This is a genomic window from Roseovarius sp. (assembly GCF_965228755.1).
Classification (GTDB): domain Bacteria; phylum Pseudomonadota; class Alphaproteobacteria; order Rhodobacterales; family Rhodobacteraceae; genus Roseovarius.
On the sequence record NZ_CBDDIG010000008.1, the window covers coordinates 214,229 to 238,964 of the forward strand.

Annotated in this window: 24 protein-coding genes; 10 read left to right on the forward strand and 14 right to left on the reverse strand. The window is 67.3% G+C overall.

Annotated elements, in window-relative coordinates; translation table 11 throughout:
• Positions 1 to 26 precede the first annotated feature (26 nt).
• Entirely contained in the window at positions 27 to 2,474 is a 2,448-nt protein-coding gene (locus tag ACO07J_RS14855) for a GcvT family protein (RefSeq protein WP_422030325.1), read from the forward strand.
• Between the two features lies 1 nt (position 2,475).
• Here ACO07J_RS14855 and ACO07J_RS14860 read toward each other — a convergent pair whose 3' ends face one another.
• Positions 2,476 to 3,696: a flavin monoamine oxidase family protein gene (locus tag ACO07J_RS14860; protein WP_422030327.1), complete on the reverse strand. Its 1,221-nt coding sequence runs from the start codon at positions 3,694 to 3,696 to the stop codon at positions 2,476 to 2,478.
• 101 nt (positions 3,697 to 3,797) lie between these two features.
• Here ACO07J_RS14860 and ACO07J_RS14865 point away from each other — a divergent pair, with 101 nt between their 5' ends.
• A complete protein-coding gene (locus tag ACO07J_RS14865; RefSeq protein WP_422030329.1) occupies positions 3,798 to 4,442 on the forward strand; it encodes an RluA family pseudouridine synthase in 645 nt (214 codons plus the stop codon).
• Positions 4,443 to 4,534: 92 nt separating this feature from the next.
• Here the strand turns inward: ACO07J_RS14865 and ACO07J_RS14870 are convergent, their stop codons facing one another.
• From ACO07J_RS14870 to ACO07J_RS14885, 4 genes are all read right to left on the reverse strand, one after another.
• The gene (locus ACO07J_RS14870; RefSeq protein WP_422030331.1) at positions 4,535 to 5,575 is read right to left on the reverse strand and encodes a serine/threonine protein kinase; all 1,041 of its coding nucleotides are present in this window, start codon (positions 5,573 to 5,575) and stop codon (positions 4,535 to 4,537) included.
• 104 nt (positions 5,576 to 5,679) lie between these two features.
• Positions 5,680 to 6,531, reverse strand: coding sequence for an alpha-1,2-fucosyltransferase (locus ACO07J_RS14875; protein ID WP_422030333.1), 852 nt, complete (start codon positions 6,529 to 6,531; stop codon positions 5,680 to 5,682).
• Positions 6,528 to 7,283, reverse strand: a complete 756-nt coding sequence (locus tag ACO07J_RS14880; RefSeq protein ID WP_422030335.1) for a glycosyltransferase family 25 protein — start codon at positions 7,281 to 7,283, stop codon at positions 6,528 to 6,530. Before ACO07J_RS14880 ends, ACO07J_RS14875 begins: the two co-directional genes overlap by 4 nt.
• A 10-nt stretch (positions 7,284 to 7,293) precedes the next feature.
• Complete coding sequence (locus tag ACO07J_RS14885; RefSeq protein ID WP_422030337.1) at positions 7,294 to 8,736, reverse strand: aldehyde dehydrogenase family protein; 1,443 nt, start codon at positions 8,734 to 8,736, stop codon at positions 7,294 to 7,296.
• Between the two features lie 171 nt (positions 8,737 to 8,907).
• Between ACO07J_RS14885 and ACO07J_RS14890 the strand changes: the two genes are divergently transcribed.
• Positions 8,908 to 9,561, forward strand: a complete 654-nt coding sequence (locus ACO07J_RS14890) for a peroxiredoxin (RefSeq protein ID WP_422030339.1) — start codon at positions 8,908 to 8,910, stop codon at positions 9,559 to 9,561.
• A 235-nt stretch (positions 9,562 to 9,796) separates the two neighbouring features.
• Positions 9,797 to 10,831, forward strand: a complete 1,035-nt coding sequence (locus ACO07J_RS14895) for a succinylglutamate desuccinylase/aspartoacylase family protein (protein WP_422030341.1) — start codon at positions 9,797 to 9,799, stop codon at positions 10,829 to 10,831.
• Between the two features lie 93 nt (positions 10,832 to 10,924).
• On the opposite strand, the gene ACO07J_RS14900 is transcribed toward ACO07J_RS14895, so the two are convergent.
• The 3 genes from ACO07J_RS14900 to rpsU all read right to left on the reverse strand — a co-directional run bounded on the left by ACO07J_RS14900 (position 10,925) and on the right by rpsU (position 12,669).
• On the reverse strand, positions 10,925 to 11,590 hold the full coding sequence (locus ACO07J_RS14900; RefSeq protein ID WP_422030343.1) for a hypothetical protein: 666 nt from the start codon (positions 11,588 to 11,590) through the stop codon (positions 10,925 to 10,927).
• A gap of 76 nt (positions 11,591 to 11,666) precedes the next feature.
• Positions 11,667 to 12,287 carry a hypothetical protein gene (locus ACO07J_RS14905; RefSeq protein ID WP_422030345.1) on the reverse strand — a complete coding sequence of 207 codons (621 nt, stop codon included), beginning with the start codon at positions 12,285 to 12,287 and terminating at the stop codon, positions 11,667 to 11,669.
• A gap of 175 nt (positions 12,288 to 12,462) precedes the next feature.
• Positions 12,463 to 12,669 (reverse strand): 30S ribosomal protein S21, encoded by a 207-nt coding sequence (gene rpsU / locus ACO07J_RS14910; protein ID WP_057812606.1) that lies wholly within the window; start codon positions 12,667 to 12,669, stop codon positions 12,463 to 12,465.
• Positions 12,670 to 12,780: 111 nt separating this feature from the next.
• On the opposite strand from rpsU, the gene ACO07J_RS14915 reads away from it, so the two are divergent.
• The 4 genes from ACO07J_RS14915 to ACO07J_RS14930 all read left to right on the forward strand — a co-directional run bounded on the left by ACO07J_RS14915 (position 12,781) and on the right by ACO07J_RS14930 (position 16,199).
• Positions 12,781 to 13,473 carry a COQ9 family protein gene (locus ACO07J_RS14915; protein ID WP_422030348.1) on the forward strand — a complete coding sequence of 231 codons (693 nt, stop codon included), beginning with the start codon at positions 12,781 to 12,783 and terminating at the stop codon, positions 13,471 to 13,473.
• 74 nt (positions 13,474 to 13,547) lie between these two features.
• Positions 13,548 to 14,531: an NAD(P)H-quinone oxidoreductase gene (locus ACO07J_RS14920; protein WP_422030350.1), complete on the forward strand. Its 984-nt coding sequence runs from the start codon at positions 13,548 to 13,550 to the stop codon at positions 14,529 to 14,531.
• A gap of 4 nt (positions 14,532 to 14,535) precedes the next feature.
• Positions 14,536 to 15,651, forward strand: a complete 1,116-nt coding sequence (locus ACO07J_RS14925) for an exo-alpha-sialidase (protein WP_422030352.1) — start codon at positions 14,536 to 14,538, stop codon at positions 15,649 to 15,651.
• Positions 15,648 to 16,199: a hypothetical protein gene (locus ACO07J_RS14930; RefSeq protein ID WP_422030354.1), complete on the forward strand. Its 552-nt coding sequence runs from the start codon at positions 15,648 to 15,650 to the stop codon at positions 16,197 to 16,199. The genes ACO07J_RS14925 and ACO07J_RS14930 overlap by 4 nt, the downstream gene beginning before the upstream one ends.
• A gap of 65 nt (positions 16,200 to 16,264) precedes the next feature.
• Here the strand turns inward: ACO07J_RS14930 and ACO07J_RS14935 are convergent, their stop codons facing one another.
• Entirely contained in the window at positions 16,265 to 16,894 is a 630-nt protein-coding gene (locus tag ACO07J_RS14935; RefSeq protein WP_422030356.1) for a ribonuclease T2 family protein, read from the reverse strand.
• Between the two features lie 130 nt (positions 16,895 to 17,024).
• Between ACO07J_RS14935 and ACO07J_RS14940 the strand changes: the two genes are divergently transcribed.
• Positions 17,025 to 17,798, forward strand: a complete 774-nt coding sequence (locus ACO07J_RS14940) for a DUF1013 domain-containing protein (protein ID WP_422030358.1) — start codon at positions 17,025 to 17,027, stop codon at positions 17,796 to 17,798.
• 150 nt (positions 17,799 to 17,948) lie between these two features.
• Here ACO07J_RS14940 and polA read toward each other — a convergent pair whose 3' ends face one another.
• A complete protein-coding gene (gene polA, locus ACO07J_RS14945; protein WP_422030360.1) occupies positions 17,949 to 20,759 on the reverse strand; it encodes a DNA polymerase I in 2,811 nt (936 codons plus the stop codon).
• 186 nt (positions 20,760 to 20,945) lie between these two features.
• Between polA and ACO07J_RS14950 the strand changes: the two genes are divergently transcribed.
• A complete protein-coding gene (locus ACO07J_RS14950) occupies positions 20,946 to 21,509 on the forward strand; it encodes a GAF domain-containing protein (protein ID WP_422030362.1) in 564 nt (187 codons plus the stop codon).
• Between the two features lie 9 nt (positions 21,510 to 21,518).
• On the opposite strand, the gene ACO07J_RS14955 is transcribed toward ACO07J_RS14950, so the two are convergent.
• From ACO07J_RS14955 to nth, 4 genes are all read right to left on the reverse strand, one after another.
• The gene (locus ACO07J_RS14955) at positions 21,519 to 21,893 is read right to left on the reverse strand and encodes a diacylglycerol kinase (protein ID WP_422030364.1); all 375 of its coding nucleotides are present in this window, start codon (positions 21,891 to 21,893) and stop codon (positions 21,519 to 21,521) included.
• Positions 21,894 to 22,033: 140 nt separating this feature from the next.
• Positions 22,034 to 22,723, reverse strand: a complete 690-nt coding sequence (locus tag ACO07J_RS14960; RefSeq protein WP_422030366.1) for a TIGR02117 family protein — start codon at positions 22,721 to 22,723, stop codon at positions 22,034 to 22,036.
• A 298-nt stretch (positions 22,724 to 23,021) separates the two neighbouring features.
• Positions 23,022 to 24,008 (reverse strand): adenosine kinase, encoded by a 987-nt coding sequence (locus ACO07J_RS14965; protein ID WP_422030368.1) that lies wholly within the window; start codon positions 24,006 to 24,008, stop codon positions 23,022 to 23,024.
• Positions 24,005 to 24,649 carry an endonuclease III gene (gene nth / locus ACO07J_RS14970; protein WP_422030370.1) on the reverse strand — a complete coding sequence of 215 codons (645 nt, stop codon included), beginning with the start codon at positions 24,647 to 24,649 and terminating at the stop codon, positions 24,005 to 24,007. The genes ACO07J_RS14965 and nth overlap by 4 nt, the downstream gene beginning before the upstream one ends.
• Positions 24,650 to 24,736: the final 87 nt, after the last annotated feature.

Consider the following 24,736-nt stretch of genomic DNA (forward strand, 5'->3'; position numbering starts at 1 on the left):
GCCCGCCTCGCGAAGGAGAGTGTAAGATGGAGCTTCCCGACAAGGCCCGCGTGGTGATCGTGGGCGGTGGCGTGATCGGCTGTTCGGTGGCCTATCACCTGACAAAGCTGGGCTGGAAGGACGTGGTTCTGCTGGAGCGAAAGCAGCTGACCAGCGGCACGACGTGGCATGCCGCCGGGCTGATCGGCCAGCTGCGGGCGACCGCCAACATGACCAAGCTGGCGCGGTATTCGGCCGAGCTTTACCTCGGGCTGGAAGAGGAAACCGGCGTCGCCACGGGAATGCGGCAGGGTGGCTCGGTTTCGGTCGCGCTGACGAAAGAGCGGCTGGAGGAGCTCTATCGCAGCGCCGCCATGGCGCGGGCCTTCGGCGTGCCGGTCGAGGAGCTGAGCCCCGACGAGGTGAAGGCGCGGTACGAGCATATCAACCTCGACGGGGTGACCGGTGGCGTCTGGTTGCCCACGGACGGGCAGGCGGACCCTGCGAATATCGCGCTGGCTTTGGCCAAGGGCGCGCGGCAGCGCGGCGCGCTGGTGAAGGAGCGGGTGAAGGTCACCGGCATGGCGCGCGATGGCCGGCGGATCACCGGCGTCGACTGGGCCAGCGATGACGGCGAGGCGCAGGGGCACATCGCCTGTGACATGGTCGTCAACTGTGCCGGCATGTGGGGCCGCGAGGTGGGCCGGATGGCCGGTGTGAACGTGCCGCTGCATGCCTGCGAGCACTTCTATATCGTGACCGAAGGCATCGAGGGGCTGGGCCAGATGCCGGTGCTGCGGGTTCCGGACGAGTGCGCCTATTACAAGGAGGATGCCGGGAAGATCCTGCTGGGCGCGTTCGAGCCGAATGCCAAGCCGTGGGGGATGAACGGCATTCCGGACAGCTTCGAGTTCGACCAGCTCCCCGAGGATTTCGACCATTTCGAGCCGATCCTCGAGGCCGCCTGTCACCGGATGCCGATGCTGGCGGAGGCGGGGATTCACACCTTCTTCAACGGGCCGGAGAGCTTTACGCCCGACGATGCCTATCACCTCGGGTTGGCGCCGGAGATGGACAATGTCTGGGTCGCGGCCGGGTTCAATTCCATCGGCATTCAGAGCGCGGGGGGCGCGGGCGTAACGCTGGCGCAGTGGATGGAGGACGGCGAGAAGCCCTATGATGTCGGCGATGTCGACATCAGCCGGATGCACCCGTTCCAGGGCAACCGGCATTACCTGTTCGAACGCTCGAAAGAGACGCTGGGCCTGCTGTATGCCGACCATTTCCCCTATCGCCAGAAGGCCACCGCGCGGGAGGTGCGGCGTTCGCCTTTCCATGCGCAACTGCTGGAGCAGGGGGCCGTGATGGGCGAGGCCGGCGGCTGGGAGCGGGCGAACTGGTTCGCGACGGACGGGCAGACGCCGGAGTATGAGTATAGCTGGAAGCGGCAGAACTGGTTCGAGAACTCGGCCGCCGAGCACAAGGCCGTGCGCGAGAACGTGGGCATGTACGACATGTCCTCCTTCGGCAAGCTGCGGGTCGAAGGGCCGGAGGCCGAGGCGTTCCTGAACCATGTCTGCGGCGCGAACATGTCGGTGCCGGTGGGCAAGATCGTCTATACGCAGTTCCTCAACACCCGCGGCGGGATCGAGGCGGATGTGACGGTGACGCGGCTGTCGGAAACGGCGTATCTGGTCGTCACCCCGGCGATGACGCGGCTGGCGGATGAGACGCGGCTGCGGCGGCATGTGGGCGACCGGCGGGTCGTGATCACCGATGTGACGGCGGGCGAGGGTGTGCTGGCGGTGATGGGGCCGAAATCGCGGGAGCTGCTGAAGAAGGTCTCGCCCAACGATTTCTCCAACGCCGTCAACCCGTTCGGCACGGCGCAGGAGATCGAGATCGGCATGGGCCTCGCCCGGGCGCACCGGGTCTCCTACGTGGGCGAACTTGGGTGGGAGATCTACGTTTCGGCCGACATGGCAGGGCATGTCTTCGAGACGCTGATGGAGGCCGGGCAGGATGTGGGGCTCAAGCTCTGCGGGATGCACATGATGGATTCATGCCGCATCGAGAAGGCGTTCCGCCATTTCGGGCATGACATCACCTGCGAAGATAACGTGATCGATGCCGGGCTGGGCTTCGCGGTCGACCTGTCGAAAGAGGATTTCATCGGCAAGGCGGCGGTGGCGGCGCGCAAGGAAAGCGGGCCAGAGAGCCGGATGGTGCAGTTCCTGCTGGAGGATCCGGAGCCGCTTCTGTTCCACAACGAGCCGGTGATCCGGGACGGGGAGTACGTGGGCTACCTCAGCTCGGGCAATTACGGCCACTACCTCGGCGCGGCGGTCGGCATGGGCTACGTGCCCTGCAAGGGCGAGAACGCGCAGGATGTGCTGGGGTCCACCTACGAGATCGACGTGATGGGTACGAAGGTGAAGGCGAAGGCCAGCCTGAAGCCGATGTACGACCCGAAATCGGATCGGGTGAAGGCCTAGGTCAGCCGAGCAGCGCCGCCACCTCTTCGGCGGCGCGGAGGCCTTCCTTGTGCGCGCCGGAGACGGTGCCGGGTTCGGCGTCGTGGGTGGCTTCGCCGGCGAAGAAGACCCGCTCGGCATGGGGCTGGCGCAGGACGGGGCGTTTGTGGGCCTGCCCGGGCAGGGCGCCGGAATAGGAGCCCTTGAAGAGCGGGTTGCGGCCCCAGGCGGTGGCGGCGCCCTTGAGGAAGGCGGGTTTCAGGTCGGTGCCGAAGATCTCGATGAGGCGCGCGAGGGCGTAGTCGATGGCCGCCTCGGGGCCAGCGTTTTCCAGTTCGGTGGCGAAATCTCCTGCGTTTTCAAAGGCGCAGAGGCCGGTGCCGGAGATGTTGCAGAGCGCCCCGCCGCCGCGGAGGACGCCGTCTTCGGGTGGCTCGATCTTGTAGGTGACCCAGGTGTCGGGCTGCACCGGCAGGGCCTCGGGCCGGAATTGCAGGGCCACGTGGTTGTAGGCGCCGAGGGTGATGGCGTTGATGGCGTCGAGATGGGCGGTATCGAGGGGCGGGTCGAAGCGGATGTCGCCGGCGGCGAGGATGCCCTGGGAGACGGTGACGATGGCGGCCTTTGCGGTCAGGATGCCCTTGTTTGTAAGGACTTCTACCCCGTTGGCCGTGGTGGTGACCTGCTGGGCGCTGGTGTTCAAGGTGACCGGAATGTCGGCGGCGGTCATGGCGACGAGTGTGCCGTAGCCCTGGCGGCAGAACCAGTCGGGGCTTTCCTGGTAAGCCGCGAAATCCCTGGTGGAGATCTCGTGCAGGTTCCGGCCCATGGGCAGGACATGCATCATCGCCGCCGTGAAGGACCAGTCTGTCAGAGGCTTGAAAAGGCTGGACAAAGCGGCGTCGGCCTCGCGGCGCATGGCGTCGCTGATGGCGTCGACCTCGGCCCAGAGGGCGGTGCCGTGGGGGTCGTCTCCGGCAGTGAGGGTGTGGTCGGGCGCCGGGTAGAGGTCGAGCCCGAGGGCCTTGCCCTTGTCGATGAAGGCGTTGATGGCGCCATTGTGGAGCCAGTGCGCGCCACGGTCGAAGGGAAGGCCGAACGTCTCGGTGTCGGTGAAAACCCGCCCGCAGATGCGGTTGCCGGCCTCGATGCAGGTGACGGTTTTGCCAAGGGAAACAAGGGCTTCGGTGGCCGCCAGACCGGCGGCGCCGGCGCCGATGACGATGACGTCGGGTGAGGGCATGGGCTTTCCTTTCGGGCGAACCATAGGGATGGGGCCGGGAGGGTCCAGCGATTTTCGGGTGTGGTGTGGCCCTGCGGGCATGGCTGGTGTAAGCGGGCGGCATGGATGAATACGCCCCGCCGACCGAGCCGATCAAGGTGCTGCACGAGGATCACGAGATCGTCGTGGTGGACAAGCCGTCGGGCCTTTTGTCGGTGCCGGGGAAGGGCGAGCACCTGGCGGATTGCCTGCTGTCACGGGTGCAGGAGGCCTACCCGATGGCGCTTCTGGTGCACCGGCTGGACCGGGATACATCGGGCGTGATGATCTTCGCGCTGAGCCCCCACGCGCAGCGGCATCTTGGCCTGCAGTTCGAGAAGCGGCAGGTGAAAAAGACATACGTGGCAAGGGTTTGGGGGAAGCTGGAGCCGCGGAAGGGGACGGTCGATCTGCCGCTGATCGTGGACTGGCCGAACCGGCCAAAGCAGATGGTGTGCCACGAGACGGGGAAGGCCGCGGTGACGGATTGGCGGGTGCAGCGGTATGGCGAGGGAGAGACGCGGGTGAGGCTGATGCCGAAGACGGGGCGGAGCCATCAGTTGCGGGTGCACATGCTGGCGATGGGGCATCCGATCCTGGGGGATCCGTTCTATGCGGAGGGGGCGGCGCGGGATTTTCCGCGGCTGATGCTGCATTCGGAAGAGCTTCGGTTGAGGCATCCGGACGGGGGGGCGGGGATGACGTTCCGGTCGGTGGCGCCGTTCTGAAAAGCTCTTTGTTTGCTGGAAAATCAACGTCGGTATTACGTCGGTATTCTGTCGGTATTACGTCGGTATTCTGTCGGTATTACGTCGGTGCGTCAGCGAGAGCGGTCGGTGAGGTTCTGGCGGGCGGCGACGATGGGTTTCAGGGTGGCCGCGAGGGCGGGGTCGGGTTTCTGCATCTCTTCCAACTCGTCGAGCCGGTTGGTGGCGACGAGTTGTAGCGCGTCCATGCGCGGGGTGCCGTCGGGGTGGCGCGGCAGTGTTGCGACGGGCTGGATGTGGTCGGGCTTGGGGTCGGGGGCGAGGGCGCGGAGGTCGGGTTCCGCGAGGTCGGTTTCGACGAAGGCGTAGAGGCCCACGCCCTTGGCCGGGAGGGCGAAGGTGCAGAGGGCCACATCGGACACCCGGTCATGGGCGAGGAGGGCGGCGCGGAGGCCGGGGCCGTCGCGCTCGATCCGGTCCTCGGTGCCTTCGCCGTCGGACCAGTTCATCAGGCGGCGGGTGATGAAATTGTAGAGCTTCTTGCCGGTGGCCATCCAGAGGCGGGAGGGGAGCGCCTTGCGGGCGAGCATGGCCTTCTCGGAGGGCGTCAGCAGATCGGGCGCGTAGGCACGTTTCTGTTTCAGCAGGTGGCGCAGGTCTTCGCGGGCCATGGTGCGGAAGAGCGGGCCGCGGCGGCGGTGGACGGAGGCGAGCTGAAAGTCGATGACGGCGGCGCGGCCCTCGGGCGTCATCAGCCAGTTCTGGGGCTTGGCGATGTCGTTATGGGTGACCCCGGCGCGGCGCATTTCGCGGAGGAGGCGCTTGGCGTCCTTGTACCATGCGGCGTCGGTTGGCTTGGCGAGGTGGAGGGGGGTGCCCTTGGTCCAGCTGCGCAGCAGGCCGGTGCGGTCGACGCGGACGAGGACGGGGCAGCCTTCGATGCCCTGTACTGCCCTGAGCCCGCGAATTTCGCGGCGGGCGAGTGCCCAGGCGATGGGCTTGGCCCAGAGCGGCACGCCATCGAGCTTGCGCAGGACGACGGGGAAATCTTCGACTCCGTCGAGGGTGCCCGAGACGGTTTCCGAGAACACATCGCGCTTGTGGACAGTGTCGGGCCGGAAGCGGGCCTGCGATATGTCGGGGGCGGGGCTCATGCTGGGGGGTTTAGAGATTTTTGGTGGCGTGGGAAAGCGTGCTCGCCAGCCCTTGCGGGGTGGCTTGGTTTTGGTGGGTGTTGTGCCGAAAAGGGCATGGATGCTCAGAGGCGGACCCAGTCGGGCGGGCAGAGGTCGGCGTTGCCGGGTTTGCCGGGGGCGAACCAGTTTTTCGGCGCGATGACGATCTTGGAGGGGTTGTCGTTGAGCCAAGCGCCCCACCACGAGAAGGTCGAATTGGCGATGATATTGTGGTCGCAGAGCGATTGCAGGTGCATGTCGAAATGGCCCTTCGTCTCGTCATTGATGTCGACGACGACGGTCTGCTGCCCGAGGGAGAGGTTGTCGCGCGCCCAGGCGGGATCGTTCGAGAAGACGAAGCAGGTGAGGGGCTGGCCGAGCTTTTGCGTCAGGTGGTCGACGGCGGCGCTGTAATATTCCGGCGGGCAGGCCGCGAAGCCGCCACCCGAGAGGTAGTCGCCTCGGCGGACATGGACGGAGACGGCGACCGGGGCGGCGACGATGCTGTCGGCCATGTCGGCATTGGCGGCGTCGAGGGGCGTGGTGAGCGTGAGGTCGCGGCGCAGGCGGTCTGCGGAGGCGCCGAAATAGCGGGGCGATTGCCAGTAGCCGTGCAGGTAGGTGTTGTCGGGGAGGTCGAAGAAATCCTCGTTGAAGCCGAGTTCGCCCTCGCGGTGGAAGCGGGGCTTGCGGCCGAACCAGCGCCAGAGGGCGTAGCGCGGGAGGCTGTCCATCTTGGTGGGGGGCAGGGCGGCGGCTTCGATGAAGCGGGTGTTTTCGTAGTGCGGGAAGCAGTCGCCGCGGGTCTCGTCCCACAGCACCATGTAGCGGCGGTCGAGGGCGAGGTCGGTGCCGATATGGTCGGCCAGGGCGCGGCCGGCGGCGTATTGGAACATCTGGTTCCCGGCGCCGCCGAAGAGGCGGGTGATGATCATTGCAGGCCCTCCGGCAGCGGCACCGTACTTTGCTGCGCGTGGCGGGCGAGGGCGCGGCGGTAACGGAAGCGGGCGGCTTCGCGCCAGAGCTTCTCGGGGAGGGATTTGCGGCCGCCCTGGATGGTGGAGCCGTCGAGCTGGTCGGCGATGGTGCGGATGCCCGCGGGGTGGATGGCGGCGGGGCGCAGGCCGGTGTGCCAGTGGCATTGCAGGAAGGCGTCTATGGGGCGGTCGATCACGTCGGAGGTGTCGAGCAGGCGGCGGGCGGTGTCGCGGCTGACGAGCTGGGCCGAGGTGCGGAGTTGGGGAATGTCGGCCAGGGTCAGGCGGGCGGGGCCGGACTGGTCGATCAGGCGGGGGTTGCCCTGCGGGGGTCTGTCCTGAAGCTGGATGTAGCCGCAGGCGGCGATATTGGCGGTGGCGAGCGCGAGGGCGCGCGGGAAAGTGTCGCGGTCGAGCGTCACGTCATCCTCGAGGATGAGGGCGTGATCGAGGTCGCGGCGGAGGATCTCGGCCCAGATCTGGCGATGGCTGAGGAAGCAGCCGATCTCGCCCGGTTTGAGGGGGAAGGGGTAGGCGGGCGCGAAGAGCCGCGTGCCGGTTTCGGCGGCGAGGTCGGCCGCGTCGAGTGCCGCGCCGTCGACGGCTGCCCAGAGTTCACCGGGCAGGCCGCAGGTTTCCTTGAGCGCATGCGCATTGTCCCGCCGTTTCCGCGCGCGGGTCAGGTGCAGGACGAAGGCATGCGCCTGCATCGGCCCGCGCTCAGGCGTCCGGGGTCCACCCGGAGACGGCCTTGACCTCGAGGAAGTCCTCGATGCCCCACTTGCCGCCTTCGCGCCCGTTGCCCGACTGTTTCATGCCGCCGAAGGGCGAGCCCATGCCGCGCGACTGGCCGTTCATCTCGACCATGCCCGAGCGCAGGGCGCGGGCCACGCGGTTGGCGCGGGCGCTGTCCTGGGTCTGGACGTAGTTGGTGAGGCCATAGGGGGTGTCGTTGGCGATGCGGATGCCGTCTTCTTCGCTGTCGAAGGGCATGATCGACAGGACCGGGCCGAAGATTTCCTCGCGCGCGATGGTCATGTCGTTGTTGACGTCGGCGAAGACCGTGGGGCGGACGAAGAAGCCCCGGTTGAGCCCGTCGGGGCGGCCGGTGCCGCCGGCGACGAGACGGGCGCCTTCGTCGATGCCCTTCTGGATGAGATCCTGGATCTTGTTGAACTGGACTTCGTTCACGACGGGGCCGATGTGCCGGCCTTCCTCGTGCGAGGAGCCGACGGTGATCTTGTTCGCCACCTCGGCGGCGGTTTCGACGGCCTGGTCGTAGACCTCGCGCTGGACGAGCATCCGGGTGGGCGCGTTGCACGACTGGCCGGAGTTGTTCATGCAGTGCAGCACGCCGCGCTTGACGGCCTTTTCATCCGCATCGGCGAAGATCAGGTTGGCGCCCTTGCCGCCCAGCTCGAGGCTGACGCGCTTGAGGGTGTCGGCGGCGGCCTTGGAGATCAGCTTGCCGGCGCGCGAGGAGCCGGTGAAGGAGATCATGTCGACATCGGGGTGCGCGGAGAGCTGCGAGCCGACGCCGGCACCGTCGCCGTTGACGAGGTTGAAGACGCCCTTGGGCAGGCCGGCCTCGTCCACCATCTCGGCGAAGAGCATGGAGGAGAGGGGGGATTCCTCGGAGGGTTTCAGCACCATGGTGCAGCCGGCGATGAGGCCCGCGATGACCTTGAGCGTGACCTGGTTCATCGGCCAGTTCCAGGGCGTGATCATGCCGACGACGCCGATCGGTTCGTGGATGATCCGGTCATTGGGGGCGTGGTCGCCCAGCGGCTCGTCGAAGTGGAAGGTCTTGGCGGTTTCGAGGAAAGCCTTGATGTGGCCGATGCCGGCGCCGACCTGCTGCTGGCGGGAGAGGTCGATGGGGGCGCCCATTTCGAGGCTGATCGCCTGCGCCATGTCCTCGGCCCGGGCCTTGTAGGCCTGGTAGAGCTTCTCGACATAGGCGATGCGTTCGGCCGGCGGCGTGGCCATCCAGGCGGGGAAGGCGGCCTTGGCGGCGGCGACGGCGGCGTCGGTGTCGGCCTGGCCGCCGAGGCTGATGATGGCGCAGGGATCCTCGGTGGAGGGGTCGATGACGTTGTGGTCTTTCCCGTCTTTCGGGTCGACCCAGGCCCCGTCGATGTAGAACTGGCGTTTCTCGATCATGGTCTCTGGCTCCGTTCCTTCAGAATGGCGGACGGCCGGAGCAGGCACGCCCCGGCCGGATTCGGCGTTACATTGTCACCGGCGCATGGCGGCTGCAAGGGAGAGGGCTTCAAATTCGGCGGGCAAGGCGTATCTTGCAGGGGAATCCCGAAGCTCGAAAAGGAGATCATCATGGGACTTCGCATCAACGACACCATCCCCGACCTGATGGTCGAAACCGACCAGGGTACATTCTCGCTGCATGAATGGATCGGCGACAGCTGGGCGATCCTGTTCTCGCACCCGAAGGATTTCACCCCGGTCTGCACCACCGAGTTCGGGGCCGTGGCACGGCTGGCCGACGAGTGGGAGAAGCGCGGCTGCAAGGTGATCGGCGTGTCGGTGGATGGCGTCGAGGACCACAAGAAGTGGAAGGGCGACATCGAGAAGGTGGGCGGCGCCAAGCCGGGCTTCCCGATCATCGCCGATATCGGCCTCGAGGTGTCGAAGGCCTTCGACATGTTGCCAGCCGAGGCCTACCTGCCCGATGGCCGCACGCCCGCCGACAGCGCCACGGTGCGCAGCGTCTTCATCATCGGGCCGGACAAGCAGCTCAAGCTGAGCATGACCTACCCGATGACCGTGGGCCGCAATTTCGGCGAGGTCATGCGGGCGCTCGACGCGCTGCAGACCAGCACGGGCAAGGGCGTTGCCACCCCCGCCGACTGGCAGGTGGGCGAGGACGTGATCATCCCGGCGGCGGTGAGCGACGAGGACGCGAAGGCCAAGTTCGGGTCGTTCGAGACGGTGCTGCCGTATCTGCGGAAGGCCAAGCTGCCGGGGTGATTGTTCGGCCGGTGTGATGGGGGCTCTGCCCCCGACGTTGAAACCCTGCGGGGTTTCAACGCCTCCCCCGGGATATTTCCGGCCAGAAGAAGCGGGGCGTGGCGGGTGAGCCTGGGCCGGGTGGGTGATTTCGGCCAGAAAGACGCCCGGTGTGCGGCCCCGGGGCCGGGGTGAGATGGACAGTTGTACGGTTTTTGCCTATGGCATCCGGTAAAGGTTCGGAACGGCGACGGGCATGAGCGGCCGCGAGGCATTCAAGTTGAACGGGCACGTGATCGAGGTGGGCACCCGCCGGACGGTCGACGTGCCGGTGAGCACCCTGTCGGATCATACGCCGGTGAACCTGTCGGTGCATGTCATCCACGGCCGCAAGCCGGGCCCGGTGATTTTCGTTTCGGCCGCCGTGCATGGCGACGAGGTGATCGGGGTCGAGATCGTGCGGCGGCTGTTGCGGGCCAAGGCGCTGAAATCCATGGCCGGCACGCTGATGGCGATCCCGATCGTCAACACGTTCGGGTTTCACAACCATTCCCGCTACCTGCCCGACCGGCGCGACCTGAACCGGTGTTTCCCGGGGGTGAGCGAGGGCTCGATGGCGTCGCGGCTGGCGCATATCTTCATGGAAGAGGTGGTGCGCCGGGCCGATGTGGGGATCGACCTGCATTCGGCGGCCATTCACCGGCTGAACCTGCCGCAGATCCGGCTGACGCCCGGCAACGGGCGGCTGGCGGAGCTGGGCCGGGCGTTCGGCGCGCCGGTGATGCTGCCGTCGAAGCTGCGCGAGGGCTCGCTTCGGATGGCGGCGGAGGCGGCCGGGGTCGACGTGCTGCTCTACGAGGGCGGCGAGGGGCTGCGGTTCGACGAGCTGGCCGCTAGGGCCGGGGTGAGCGGCATCCTGCGGGTGATGCAGCACCTGAAGATGATCGGCGGCAAGGGCGTGCCCAAGGTGCGCCACGCGCCGGTGCTGGCCAGCGAGTCGCACTGGTACCGGGCGCCCGCCGGCGGGGTGTTCCGCGGCTACGTGCCGATCGGGGCGGCGGTGGTGCCGGGCACGGTGCTGGGGGCGATTTCCGACCCGTTCGGCGAGGCCGAGAGCGAGGTGGTCTGTGACCGCAACGGCATCGTGATCGGGCGGTCGAACATGCCGACGGTCTACGAGGGGGATGCGCTGTTCCACGTGGCCGATACGCCGCGGGCGGACCACGCGGCGGAAGGCGTGAGCGCGCATATGGAGGCGGCGCCGCTGTTCGACGAGGACGAGATTATCTAGGCGCTGTGTGTGGGGCGCGAGGCCCCGGCTCGGGGGCCGGGGCGGGGTGGCGTGTGGTGCGAGGCCCCGGGTCAGGCCCGGGGCGGAGGATTGTCAGCGGGTGGCGTGGCGGTTCTGGGGCATCAGGAAGATCGAGACCATCAGCAGGCTGAAGATCAGCTCGTAGACTTCCCATTTGCGGTTCTGGTCGCCCATCGCGACGATCACCAGGCTGGCGCCGATGGCGAAGAGCGTGTGGCGCAGGCCCGGCACCGGAATGGCCAGCCGGTCGGCCAGCCGGCGGATGACACCGACGCGCGGGTAGAGCAGCGGCAGGCCGATCAGGTAGAGCAGGATCACCGCCGTCAGCCCGGTGCCGAAGATCGTCTTGGTCAGGTGGGTGCCGCCGACCACGAGGTTGTGGAAGTTGGTTTCCATCTGCTTGTTGTTTTCCTGGAAGAACTCGCTCGATTCCCAGCCGAAGATGCGCTGGCCCCAGGACACTTCCTCGCCCGCGCCGAGGAAGAAGAGCAGGGCGTAGAAGGCGGTGAGGATGGCGGCAAGCGTCAGGCCCTTCGCCTTGAGCGACAGGGCGTTCGAGACGAGGATTCCGCTGGCCACCAGCAGGAAGAGCGCGGTGCCGTATTCCACCAGCCTGTCCTCGAAGGCGTAGACGGCGGCGAAATAGACCGGATCCCAGAGATGGATGGCGAAGGAGATCACGCAGATGATGGCGATGGCGGCCAGCAGGGTGCGGTCGATCAGGAGGTCTTTGGGCATGGGGCGGGTGTCCGGCAGGTGGCGTATTCGCCCCCGGATAGGCGAGCGGGCCGGCGGCATCAAGCGTTATCGGTGGTCAGAGGGTGATGTCGACGGTGGCCTGCGGGTCTTTGCCGGTGTCGGTGAAGCGCATGGAAACGGCCTCCTGCTCGGCTTGCGAGAGGCGGCGGAAGAGGCCGTCGCGCTGGTTGGCGGGCTCGTCCGCGAGGTAGAACTGGGTGGTGATCTCGCGCCCCTCGGCGAAGGCCTTGACGTGGATATGGGGTGTGCGGCCCGGGTAGGGGACGGGTTTTATGGTGCGGAAGCTGTAGCGGCCCTCGGCATCGGTGATGTCGTGGCCGAAGCCCTGGAAGGCCGGGTCGTGCATGTCGCTGCCGCGGTCGCGGGGGTGCATGTAGTTGCCCCACGCGTCGCATTGCCAGATTTCGACGCGGGCCTCGGGGATCGGCCGGCCGGATCGGTCGAGCACGCGGCCCGTGAGGCGGATGATGTGACCCCCCGCCTGCCGCACCGCGCCGGCGATGCGGACGAGGTCGTTGTCGATGTCGGCGCGGCGCATGGAGCCGGTGGGGTAGAAAGGCCCCTCGGTCTGTCGTGGTGTGAGTAATGCGGCCTGCGCCGGCCGGGAAAGGACGCCCATGGCCGCAAAGCCAGCGGCAGTGCGGAGGAAGCGGCGGCGGGGGGTCGGTTTTGACATCGGCTTACCTTTCCTGTGGAAAAGGTAGGGGCTCGGGCGCTCTCGGGCCGTAAACGATTTCGTGAGGTGCGGGAACCTGCCGGCGGGCGTTTGCCGCGCTGCGGAAATGACAAACCCCCGGGCGGGTGCCGCGGGGGTCGTCTTCGATGTGTCGCAAAGAGCTGCGGTGCGGGTCTTAGAGGAGACCTTCGCGCTGGGCTTTCTTGCGCGCCAGCTTGCGAGCACGGCGGATGGCCTCGGCCTTCTCGCGTGCGCGCTTTTCGGACGGTTTCTCGAAATGTTGCCGAAGCTTCATTTCACGGAACACGCCTTCGCGCTGCAGCTTTTTCTTCAGGGCGCGGAGCGCCTGATCGACGTTGTTGTCGCGAACACTAACCTGCATGTGGTGTCACCACCTTTCTAAGTTGGAGTTGCATGAGAATGCAGGAGGTGGCCGTATAGCAAAGGCGATTTAGTTTGTCTAGGGTGACGCAGGCGAAAACGGAGGTGCCCGATGAGTGACGGCGACGACGTGAAAACGAGGCTGCTGGAGGCGGCGAAACCCCATGTGCCGTTCGATGGCTGGAGCGAGGCGACCTATCGCGCCGCGGTGAAGGAGGCCGGGGTGGCGCCGGGGCTGGCACGGGCGGTTTGCCCGCGCGGCGCGGTCGACCTGGCGCTGGCCTATCACGAGGCGGGCGACATGGAGATGATCCGGCGGATCGAAGAGACCGACATGAGCGAGATGCGGTTCCGTGACAAGGTGGCGACGGCCGTTCGGCTGCGGCTGGAGGTGTGCGAGGACAAGGAGCTCGTGCGGCGGGGGATGACGCTGTTTTCGCTGCCGCATCATGCGCTGGACGGGGCGCAGGCGGTCTGGCGGACCTGTGACCGGATCTGGACCGCGCTGGGCGACAGTTCGGACGACGTGAACTGGTACACGAAGCGGGCGACACTGTCGGGGGTGTATGGCTCGACCGTGCTGTACTGGCTGGGCGACGACAGCGAGGATCACGCGCGGACCTGGGAGTTCCTCGACCGCAGGATCGACGACGTGATGCAGTTCGAAAAGGTCAAGGCGCAGGCCGCCGAGAACCGGTTCGTGAGCGGGCTGATCAACGGGCCGCTGTCGTTCCTGAACAGGATCAAGCCGCCGAAAGGTCCGCACCAGACCGGGATGCCCGGGCGCTGGTCGGGGCCGGGCTGAGCGCTGTTGCCATTGCAGGAGGCAGGTGGGAAACAGGGGGCCGAGACAGGGCCGCCGAAGAAGGAGATGCGCGCATGACCGGGACGATGAACGCCGTTGAGATCAGCGAGGCCGGCGGGCCGGACGTATTGAAGCCGACGACCCGGCCAGTGCCGGAGCCGCGCCATGGCGAGGTGGTCATCAAGGTGGCCTGGGCCGGGGTGAACCGGCCGGATGCCTCGCAGCGGGCGGGCGCGTACCCGCCGCCGAAGACGGCGAGCGACCTGCCGGGGCTGGAAGCCTCGGGCGAGGTGGTGTCGGTCGGGGCCGGCGTGAGCCGCGTGAAGGTCGGCGACAAGGTCTGCGCATTGCTGCCGGGCGGGGGGTATGCCGAGTACGTGGCGACGCCGGCCGCGCATTGCCTGCCGGTGCCGCAGGGGATGGGGATGAAGGAGGCCGCCTGTCTTCCGGAGACGTTCTTTACCGTCTGGACCAACGTGTTCATGCGCGGCGGGCTCAAGGCCGGGGAGCGGTTCCTGGTGCATGGCGGCTCTTCCGGGATCGGGACGACGGCGATCCAGTTGGCGCGGGAGTTCGGGGCAAGGGTGTTCACGACGGCCGGGTCTGACGAGAAGTGCCAGAAATGCCTCGACCTCGGCGCCGAGCGGGCGATCAATTACAAGGACGAGGATTTCGTCGAGGTGCTGAAGCCCGAGGGTGGGGCGCACCTGATCCTCGACATGGTGGCGGGCGATTACCTGCCGCGGAACCTGAAATGCCTGGCCGATGACGGCCGGCTGGTGCAGATCGCCGTCATGCAGGGGCCGAAGGTGGAGATGAACCTCGCGCAGGTGATGGTGCGGCGGCTGACGATCACCGGCAGCACCCTGCGCCCGCAGAGCGACGAGGCGAAGGCGAAGATCGCCCAGGGGCTGCGCGAGCACGTCTGGCCGCTGCTGGAGGCCGGGAAGGTCGCGCCGGTGATGGATTCGGAATTCCCGCTGGCGGAGGCGTCGAAGGCCCATGCGCGGATGGAGTCGAGCGGGCATATCGGCAAGATCGTCCTCAAGGTCGGGTAGGGCATTGGGCGCGGTTCAGCTTGCGATCGTCGGGCTGGGGCTGGTCAGCCTGTGCCTGAGCGTCTGGGCGATCCGCGCCGATGCCGCGCTGAGCTGGCGGTTCGTGGTGCCGGAGGTGGTGGCGCCCGAGGGCGAGCCGGTTTTCGAGACGGTGTTCGATTATACCGCCGAGACCGGGCAGGCGCATTCGCCCGGCATCCTCGTGCGCGAGGAGGGGTTCACGATCATCTGGTTCGAGGGCTCGGAAGAGGCGCAGGCGGATGTGGACATTCACTATACCGGGTTCGAGCGGGACACCGAGGGGTGGCTGCGGGGTACGACCGGGCTGCTGGTGACGCGCGGCGGGCTGGCGCGCGTGATGGCGCCGCGGCAGATCGTGGTGACGCTGGGCAACACGATCGAGAACGAGGCGGTACGGGACGGCTTGTACGCGACGGTGGCATCGGTGGGCGGCTGGGCAATGGCCTCGGTCGTCGATGTTCGGGCGCCGGGGGGGCAGCCGAGCCGGGCGCGTAAGCTGGACCTGTCGCCGGTGCTGGGCCGGTCGAACCTGGTGAAGTCGCCGATGGTGGAATACGCGGACGGGAGTTATGGCCTGCCCGCCTATTTCGAGATGGGCAGCACGTTTGGGGTTCTGGCGCGGCTGGACAAGGCGGGCCGGGTCAGGGACACGCGGCGAATGAACGGGTTCGGCAAGCCGATCCAGCCGATGGTGGTGCCGCTGAGCGAAACGCGCGCCGTGGCGTTCCTGCGGGATTTCGACCCGAGCCGGAAGCTGCTGGTAAGCCGGACGGAGGATGGCGGGCAGAGCTGGTCGCGCGTCGCGCCGATGGCGGTGGAGAACCCGAGCTCGCCCGTGGCGGCGCTGGGGTTGGGCGAGGGGCGTATCCTGTTGGCGGTCAACGATGACGGGGACCGGCCGGAGGTTCTGCGGCTGGTGCTGAGCGAGGACGAGGGCGAAAGCTGGCGGGTGCTGGAAGAGTTCGAGGGCGATGGCGCGTTGCGCTATCCGATGCTGCGGCGGCTGCGGACCGGCGAGATCGTGCTGGCCTATTCCAAGGGCACCAAGCGGGGGCTGGTGGCGCATGTGTTCAACCAGGCTTGGGTGGCGGCGCAATGACCGGGTTGGGGGTGATGGCGGCGTTGGCTGTCCTGGTGGGGTGGGTCGTGTTTGCCCTGCTGGGCTGGGTGGCCTCGCCTGCCCTTTCGGCCGGTCTTGGCGCGGTTGTCGGTGTGCTGGCTGTGGCGCTGTTCCGGGAGAGCATGGCGGTGGGCGGTGCGGTGGCGCTGCTGGCGCCGTTCGGGGTGATGCTGCCGGCGCTGGCGCTGCGGCACGTGGCGGTGTCCTTGGGCGTGCCGATGGCGGGGGTCGCGACGTGGGAGCTGCTGGTTTTCCTGGTGCTCTACGCGGTGTTCCTGGCGGCGGCGTTCGGGGTGGTGCCGTTGGACATGTACCGGTGGGGCTATGCGCCGGTGCCGGTGGCGGTGATGGTGCTGGCGGTGTGCGGATACGGGTTTGCCACGGGGAACTGGTTCCTGCCGCTTGTGGCCGTGCTGGGGCAGGCGGCGTGGGTGATGGGCTGGGGCAGCAGCAACTGGTTCGATTACGTGCTGCATGTGCTGATGTGGCCAGTGGCACTGGTGGTGCTGGTGGGGCGGATTTTCTGACGGTTGCGCGTTTGGCGGGCGTCGGGATTTGAGTATTTTTGGAAAAGTGAAAGTTGGGGTGCGCCTTACTTGATGGGGTCGAAGAGCGCGTTGTCGAGTTGGCAGTCCTTCACCACGTCGCGGCCGCAGGGGACCGGGGTGAGGGATTTGGAGAGGCAGAGGCGGGCCTCCTGGATGCGGCCCGCGCGGCAGGTGATGGTGAGCATGTCCGGCTCGAGCCCGGGGTTGGCCTCGAGGAAGGCCTGTTCGACTACGGAGGCCGGGAGCTTGACGGGGTCTTTCAGTTTGCGGAAGACATCCGGCCGGGTGAGGCTGTTGTAGGCGTCGCGGGCGAGCGCGTAGTAGGCGGGCGCGGAGAGGCCCGAGCAGGACCCGTGTTTCTTCCACTGGTACCAGGCGAGGCCGGAGGAGCCCATGATATCGGTCATCTCTTCGGTCATGGTGCGCGTGGGCGGGCGTTCGGCGGTGGGGCAGTGGGCCGGCCAGCCGCGGTGGTATTGCGGCCAGAGCCCGTGCAGGATCCAGCCGTAATCGGCCGAGGCGTCGCATTGCGGGGAGTTCCGGGCGTCGCCCTCGAGCGCGCACCAGGTGGGCGACCAGCTGAGCGCGAGGACGTAATAGTCGAACTTTCCCGCCTTTTCGCCGTCGGCCAGGGCCGTGGAGGCCCAGAAAAGAAGCACGAGGAGCACACGCATTATTCGGACTTTCATTTTATTCGCATGGGGACTATATAGCCCGTCAGTTCCCCGACAACGGAAACTCGTCCCCCAGCGGGACAGCCATTTCAGGCGGCGGGGAAGATATGCGTGAAGGAGACGTAAGGAAATGTCAGGACCGCTTATGGCCAAGGCCACCGCCGTCTGGCTGGTGGACAACACGACGATCAGCTTCAAGCAGATCGCCGATTTCACGGGGATGCACGAGCTCGAGATCCAGGGCATCGCCGATGGCGACGTGGCGGCCGGCGTGAAGGGGTTCGACCCGATTGCCAACAACCAGCTGACGCAGGAAGAAATCGACAAGGCCGAGAACGACCCGCTGCACAAGCTGAAGCTGAAGTTCAACCCGGCCGCCGTGGGCGAGGAAAAACGCCGCGGGCCGCGCTATACGCCGTTGTCGAAACGGCAGGACCGGCCGAACGCCATCCTGTGGCTGGTGAAATTCCACCCCGAGCTGGCCGATGCGCAGATCGCCAAGCTGGTGGGCACGACGAAGCCGACGATCCAGACGATTCGCGAGCGGACGCACTGGAACATTTCCAACATGCAGCCGATCGACCCGGTGGCGCTGGGCCTGTGCAAGCAGTCGGAGCTGGACGCCGCCGTGCAGAAGGCCGCAGCCAAGAAGGCCAAGGAAGGCGAGCCGATGGATGACGAGGCGCGCCGCCGCCTGCTGAGCACCGAGCAGAGCCTCGAGATGGACCCGGAGCCGAAGATGCCCACCGCCATCGAGGGGCTGGAGACGTTCAGCCTGTCCGGGGACGACGCGGAAGAGCGCGACGACAACGAGAAATACGACGCGGACAGCTTCTTCAACCTGCCGGACAGCTCGGATGACGAGGACGACGAGGAGGACGACAGCGACGATCCGCGCCGCTGAGGTCTTTTCCTGAAGGATGTGAAGCGCCCGCCGGGGGAATCCGGCGGGCGTTTTTTCTTTTGGCATGTCGGGTTGGCAGCCGCTTTACGGGGCACGTGCCCGGCGGGGAAACGGCGGCGAGAGGCCCCGGGTCAGGCCCGGGGCGCGGGGTCAGTGGGCCTCGGCCCAGTTCCTGCCCTGGCCGGCGTCGACCACGAGCGGCACGTCGAGGTGGACGGCCGGCTTGGCGGCGCCTTCCATGATCTCGCGGGCGGCGGTGATGACCTGTTCGGCGGCGCCGGCGTCGACCTCGAAGAGCAGTTCGTCGTGGACCTGCAGGAGCATCTTGCAGGGCAGCCCCTCGATCGCCGCGGGCATGCGGATCATGGCGCGGCGGATGATGTCGGCGGCTGTGCCCTGAATGGGCGCGTTGATGGCGGCGCGGCGGGCAAAGCCGGCGCGGGGGCCCTTGGCGGCGATTTCGGGCGTGTGGATCTTGCGGCCGAAGAGGGTCTGGACGTGGCCGTGTTCCTTGGCGAAGGCGACGGTGTCGTCCATGTAGGTCTTGATGCCCGGGAAGCGCTCGAAATAGCGGTTGATGAAGTCCTGCGCGTCGCCGCGGGGGATGCGGAGCTGGCGGGCGAGGCCGAAGCCGGAGATGCCGTAGATCACGCCGAAATTGATCGCCTTGGCGCGGCGGCGGATTTCCGGCGTCATCTCGGCCAGCGGCACGTCGAACATCTCGGACGCGGTCATGGCGTGGATGTCGAGACCGTCGGCGAAGGCCTGCTTGAGCTGCCCGATATCGGCGATATGGGCGAGGATGCGCAGCTCGATCTGGGAGTAGTCGAGGGAGAGCAGCGTCTTGCCGTCGGGGGCGACGAAGGCCTCGCGGATGCGGCGGCCTTCCTCGGTACGGACGGGGATGTTTTGCAGGTTGGGATCGGTCGAGGCGAGGCGGCCGGTGCTGGCGCCGGTCTGGACGTAGGAGGTGTGGACGCGGCCGGTGTCGGGGTCGATGTGATCCTGGAGCGCGTCGGTATAGGTGGATTTCAGCTTGGAGAGCTGGCGCCAGTCGAGGATGCGGGCGGGGAGTTCGTGCAGGGTGGCGAGGTCTTCGAGCACATCCGCCCCCGTGGCATAGGCGCCGGTCTTGCCCTTCTTGCCGCCTTCGAGCGCCATCTCGTCGAAGAGGATTTCGCCGAGTTGCTTCGGCGAGCCGACGTTGAACTTGCGGCCTGCCAGCGTGTGGATCTCCTCCTCGAGCTGGGCCATCTTCTGGGCGAACTTGCCGGACATGCGGGAGAGCGTGTCGCGGTCGACCTGGATGCCGTGGCGTTCCATCTGGGCCAGCACCGGCACGAGGGGGCGTTCGAGGGTTTCGTAGACGGTGGTGACGCGGGCCGCGTGGAGCTGCGGCTTGAAGATGTGCCAGAGGCGGAGGGTGATATCGGCATCCTCGGCGGCGTAGCCCACGGCCTTGTCGATGGCGACCTTGTCGAAGGTGATGGCGGATTTGCCGGTGCCGAGCAGCTCCTTGATGGGGATCGGCACGTGGGAAAGGTAGCGTTCGGAGAGCGTGTCCATCCCGTGGTTGTGAATGCCGGAATTGAGGGCGTAGGACATCAGCATCGTGTCGTCGATCGGCGCGATGGAAATGCCGTTTCGGGCGAAGATCTTGGCGTCGTATTTCATGTTCTGGCCGATCTTGAGGATGGCGTCATCCTCGAGGATCGGTTTGAGGGCGGCCAGGACGGTGTCGGGGTCAAGCTGCCCCTCGGCGCGGGTCTCGGAGTTGAAGAGGTCATCGGCGCCGCCGGAGCCGCCGTCGGTATGGCGCAGCGAGATGTAGCAGGCCTCGCCCGGGGTGACGGCGAGGGAGATGCCGACGAGGGCCGCCTGCATCTCGTTGAGCGAGGTGGTTTCGGTGTCGATGGCGACATGGCCGCGGGCGGTGATACGGTCGATCCAGACCTGCAGCGCCTCCATCGTCTGGACGTGCTCGTAGGCTGACGGGTCGATGGCGGGCCAGTCGGGGGCTTCCTCGGCCGGGTTGGCGCCGGCGGGGTTGGTGTCTGGGATGACCGGGGCCTCGACATTCAGCGTGTCGGCGATGCGCTTGGTCAGCGTGCGGAATTCCATCTGGGTGAGGAAATCCATCAGGGTCTGCGGATCGGGCTCCTTTATCTCGAGGTCGTCGAGGGTGAAGGTGAGGGGCGTGTTGCAGTCGAGCTGGACGAGGCGTTTGGACAGCTCGATCTGCTCGCGCTTCTCGATCAGGGTTTCACGGCGCTTGGGCTGCTTGATTTCCCCGGCGCGGTCGAGGAGCTCTTCCAGCGAGCCGAACTCGTTGATGAGCAAGGCGGCGGTCTTGATGCCGATGCCGGGGGCGCCGGGCACGTTGTCGACGCTGTCGCCGGCGAGCGCCTGCACGTCGACCACGCGGTCGGGCTTGACGCCGAACTTCTCCTCCACCCCTTCCACGTCGATGCGGCGGTTCTTCATGGCGTCGAGCATCTCGACCCCGTCGCCCACGAGCTGCATCAGGTCCTTGTCGGAAGAGACGATGGTGACACGCCCGCCCAGGTCGCGCGCCTGGCAGGCGAGGGTGGCGATGATGTCGTCGGCCTCGTATCCTTCCATCTCCTCGCAGGCGATGTTGAAGGCGCGGGTGGCGTCGCGGGTGAGCGGGATCTGCGGGCGCAGGTCCTCGGGCATCTCGTCGCGATTGGCCTTGTAGAGGTCATACATGTCGTTGCGGAAAGTGTGGCTGCCCTTGTCGAAGATCACCGCCACGTGGGTGGGTGCATCGGCGCCATGATCGTCGGAGACGTAGCGAAAGAGCATGTTGCAGAAGCCCGAGACCGCGCCGATGGGCAGGCCGTCGGACTTGCGCGTGAGCGGCGGCAGGGCGTGGTAGGCGCGGAAGATGAAGGCCGAGCCGTCGATCAGGTGCAGGTGGCAGCCTTTGCCGAATGTCATGCGCGCGCTCCGTGGTCGGTGGGTTGGTTGCCCGCAGATATGCCACGGGCGCGGGCCGGGGGCCAGTGGGCAATCGGGCGGGGGCGTGGGGGGCTGACAGGGGGTGTCAGGGGGGAGATTTACCTTCGGTTTACCTCGGCGGGGCATGTCCGGGGTCAGGACAGGAGCCGGGACAGGAGAGAGAGCATGGCCCGAAACATGATTGCGGACCGCACAGAGCGGAGCAGGCCCGGCGGGAGGTCTTTCCGGGATTTCGCCGAAACGCTGCACGCGCTGGAGCTTGTGGACAGCCCGCCCGAGGAGGTGTTCGACAAGTTCACCCGGCTGGTGGCGCGGGTGCTGGCGGTGCCGGTGTCGCTGGTTTCGATCGTGGACGAGGCGCAGGGGCGGCAGTTCTTCAAGAGCGCGCTGGGCCTGACGGGCGAGTATGCCGAGCGGCGCGAGACGCCGCTGTCGCATTCCTTCTGCCGGCTGGTGACGGGCGACAACCGCCCGCTGGTGGTGGAACATGCGCCGAGCGATGCGCGGGTCTGCGACAACCACGCGGTGCCGGAGCTGGGGGTGAGGGCCTATCTGGGCGTGCCGATCCACGGGCCGGGGGCGCGGCCGGTGGGGGCGCTTTGCGCCATCGACACGGTGCGCCGGACATGGCGGGAGGCGGACGTGGACGTGATGGTGGATATCGGCGCCTGCGTGTCGGACCTGATCCGGCTGCGGGCGATGATCGAGCGGCGGTTCAGGACGCGGTAGGGGGCGCGGTCAGGCAAGGAATTTCTCGTAGAGCGCGGCCAGCCAGAGCAGGCCGGGAACCAGGGCGGATAGTGCCACGGCAAGAGATCCGAGGTCCTTGGCGACGCGCGACAGCTCGTGGCGGTCGGGGCCGATCCGGTCGATCGCGGCCTCGATGGCGGTGTTGAGCACCTCGACGATCAGCACCAGCAGGACCGAGGCGATCAGCAGGGCGATGTGCAGCGGGTCGCGGGCGATCCAGATGGCGGCGGGGATCGAGAGCAGGAGAAGGGTGACCTCGATGCGGAACGCCTCTTCCCCGCGCCAGGCGTCGCGGAACCCGGCCAGCGAATTCCGCGCGGCGGCGGCGAGGCGCGGCAGGCCGCTGAGCTTCTTCTTTTCCATGCCTGTCCTTCGGATGACTGCGCGATCTGGCGGCAGGCTAAAGTGTTCCGGCGGAATACTGAATCCCGGAATGTCTAGATGGCCGGTGTAGGCGGGCGGTGTTGCACGGAAACCTGCGGCGTGTGCCGGGGCGGGCGGCGTCAGCCCGGCGCGGCGGGGGCGAACCGCGCGAGCGAGAGGGTGACGGCGTAGGGCGTGGGCGTCCAGGCGCCGAAGCGGAGGCCGGCGGCGCGGAGCATGGCGGCGACCCAGGTGTTGCAGGTGCGCAGGATGTCGAACCGGCCGTGGGAGGCGAAGAACCGGTCGGTGGACCCGAAACCGGCGGCGTCCAGCGGGATCGGGGCGCCGGTGTCGTCGCGGCGGAAACTGCCGGAGATGGCGGCGAGGAGCCGGGTGTACTGGCCGGCGGTCAGCGTTAGGGCGGGCAGGTCGAGCCCCTCGCGCAGGGGGCCGATGACGTCGGCCCGCAGGACCGAGGCATCGCCGGTGAAGCTGCGCCAGATGGCGGTGAGGCTCAGGTCGGCATAGCTGCCGGTGGTGGTGTAGAACTCCTGCGCGCCCCAGCCGATGATCAGCCAGCGGGCACCGGCGGCATCGACTGGCAGGCCGTGGTCGGCAAGGGGCACGAAGGCGGCGCGGGTCTCGGGGGTCAGCGGCAGGACGAAATCGTAGTGGATCGGGCCGGAGACAAGGTGGATGGTGACGGGCGGGCCGGGCCGTTCCGGCGCCTCCTGCATCGGGCCGGGGATCAGCGCGCCGGCAATGGCCGCCAGCAGGTAGGCGGCCAGCAGCGCCACGAGGGCGAGGAGGACGTTGCGGATCAGGCGCATGGGGCCGGGGCCGGTATGCCCGGGGGGCTGGCGGGGGTCAGGGGCGCTGCCCCTCTTGGCCCTGCGGGCCAATTCACCCCGGGATACTTTCCCAAGAAGAAGCAAGGGTTTCTTAACCACGGGATGGTTGAATTCAGGGGCGGTACAGGCTGGGAAGCCGATGACCGCCCAAGGAGAAGTCGCGCCCGGCTTTCCGGCCCGCCGCCGGAGGTCGGGCGCGCACACCCTGTTTCTTCTTGGTTTAAATATCCAAATCCAACAGTGGCCACGCGACGCCCCGCCACAGGTCAAGCCACCGTCAGATCAACGCTTCCGCGGCAAAGAGCGCCTTCACGTCCTTTTCGGGCCGGGCGCCGTAATGGCCGATGACCTCGGCCGCCGCGATGCAGCCCATCCGCCCCGACACCGCCAGCGGCTGGCCCGTCGCCACGCCGTAGAGGAACCCGGCCGCGAACTGGTCGCCGGCGCCGGTGGCATCGACCGGCGTGACCCGGTCGACCGGCACGGTCACCGTCTCGTCGCCCTCGACCAGCACCACGTCCTCGCCCGACCGGGTGCAGACGATCAGCCCGCTGTCGGCGGCCGCCTGTTCCAACGCCGCGCCGAGGTCGTCGGTCTGGTAGAGCGCCAGCCATTCGTGCTCGTTGCCGATCACGTAGTCCAGCTCGGTCACCAGCCGGCGGAAATCGTCGCGGTGCCGGTTCACGCAGAACGGGTCGGACAGGGCGATCCCCGCGCGCCCGCCCCCGGCCCGGCAGGCCCGCGCGGCGGCGAGGAAGGCCTCTTTCCCCTTGTCCTTGTCGAAGAGATACCCCTCGAGGAACAGCAGCCCCGCCTGCCCCGCCACGTCGTCATCCACGTCCTCCGGCCCCAGCTCGGTGGAAATGCCCAGGTAGGTGTTCATCGACCGCTCGCCATCCGGCGTCACGAAGATCATCGAGCGCGAGGTCGGCAGCTCGCCACCCGCCACCGGCGTGTTCACGAAATCCGTACCCACCCCGGCCATCTCGTCGGCATAGAACCGGCCCAGCTCGTCATCCTTCACCCGCCCGATGAAGCCGGTCTTCAGCCCAAGCGCCCCGAGCCCCGCGATGGTGTTCGCCACCGAGCCGCCCGACATCTGCGTGCGGTTCTGCATCCCGTCATAGAGCAGCTCGCCGCGCTCCTGCTCGATCAGCTGCATGATCCCCTTCTCGATTCCCATCGTCGACAGGAACTGGTCGTCGCATTGCGAGATGACATCGACAACGGCATTGCCGATGCCGACGGCCTGGTACTTGGTCATAGGGTCTTTTCCTCGAATTGGCAGAGGTCCCGGATGAGGCAGGCGGGACACATGGGTTTGCGGGCCTTGCAGGTGTAGCGCCCGTGCAGGATCAGCCAGTGATGCGCATGGGGCTGGAAGTCGACCGGCACGTGATCCTCGATGGCGCGCTCGACGGCGTTGACGTCCTTGCCGGGGCAGATGCCGGTGCGGTTGCCGACGCGGAAGATATGCGTATCCACCGCCTGCGCCGGGTACTGCCACCACATGTTGAGCACCACGTTCGCCGTCTTGCGCCCCACGCCGGGCAGCGATTGCAGCGCCGCGCGGGAATTGGGCACCTCGCCGCCATAGTCATCCACCAGGATGCGCGACAGCTTCATGACGTTCTTGGCCTTGTTGCGGTAGAGCCCGATCGTCTTGATATGGTCGATCAGCCCTTCCTCGCCCAGGGCCAGCATCTTCTCGGGCGTGTCGGCCACCTTGAACAGCTCGGCCGTGGCCCTGTTCACCCCCGCATCCGTCGCCTGTGCCGACAGCGCCACCGCCACCACCAGCGTGAAGGCGTTGACGTGATGCAGTTCGCCCTCGGGCTCCGGCTCCGCCTCCTGGAACCGGGTGAAGATCTCGCGCATCGTGTGATAGTCTAGCTGAGCGGCCATGCCCCCCTCATGCCCGCATTCCCGGCAATGCGCAATATTCGGGTCGCATGGCAGGGGGCCAGGGGATAGATTTCCTGCCACGAGCCG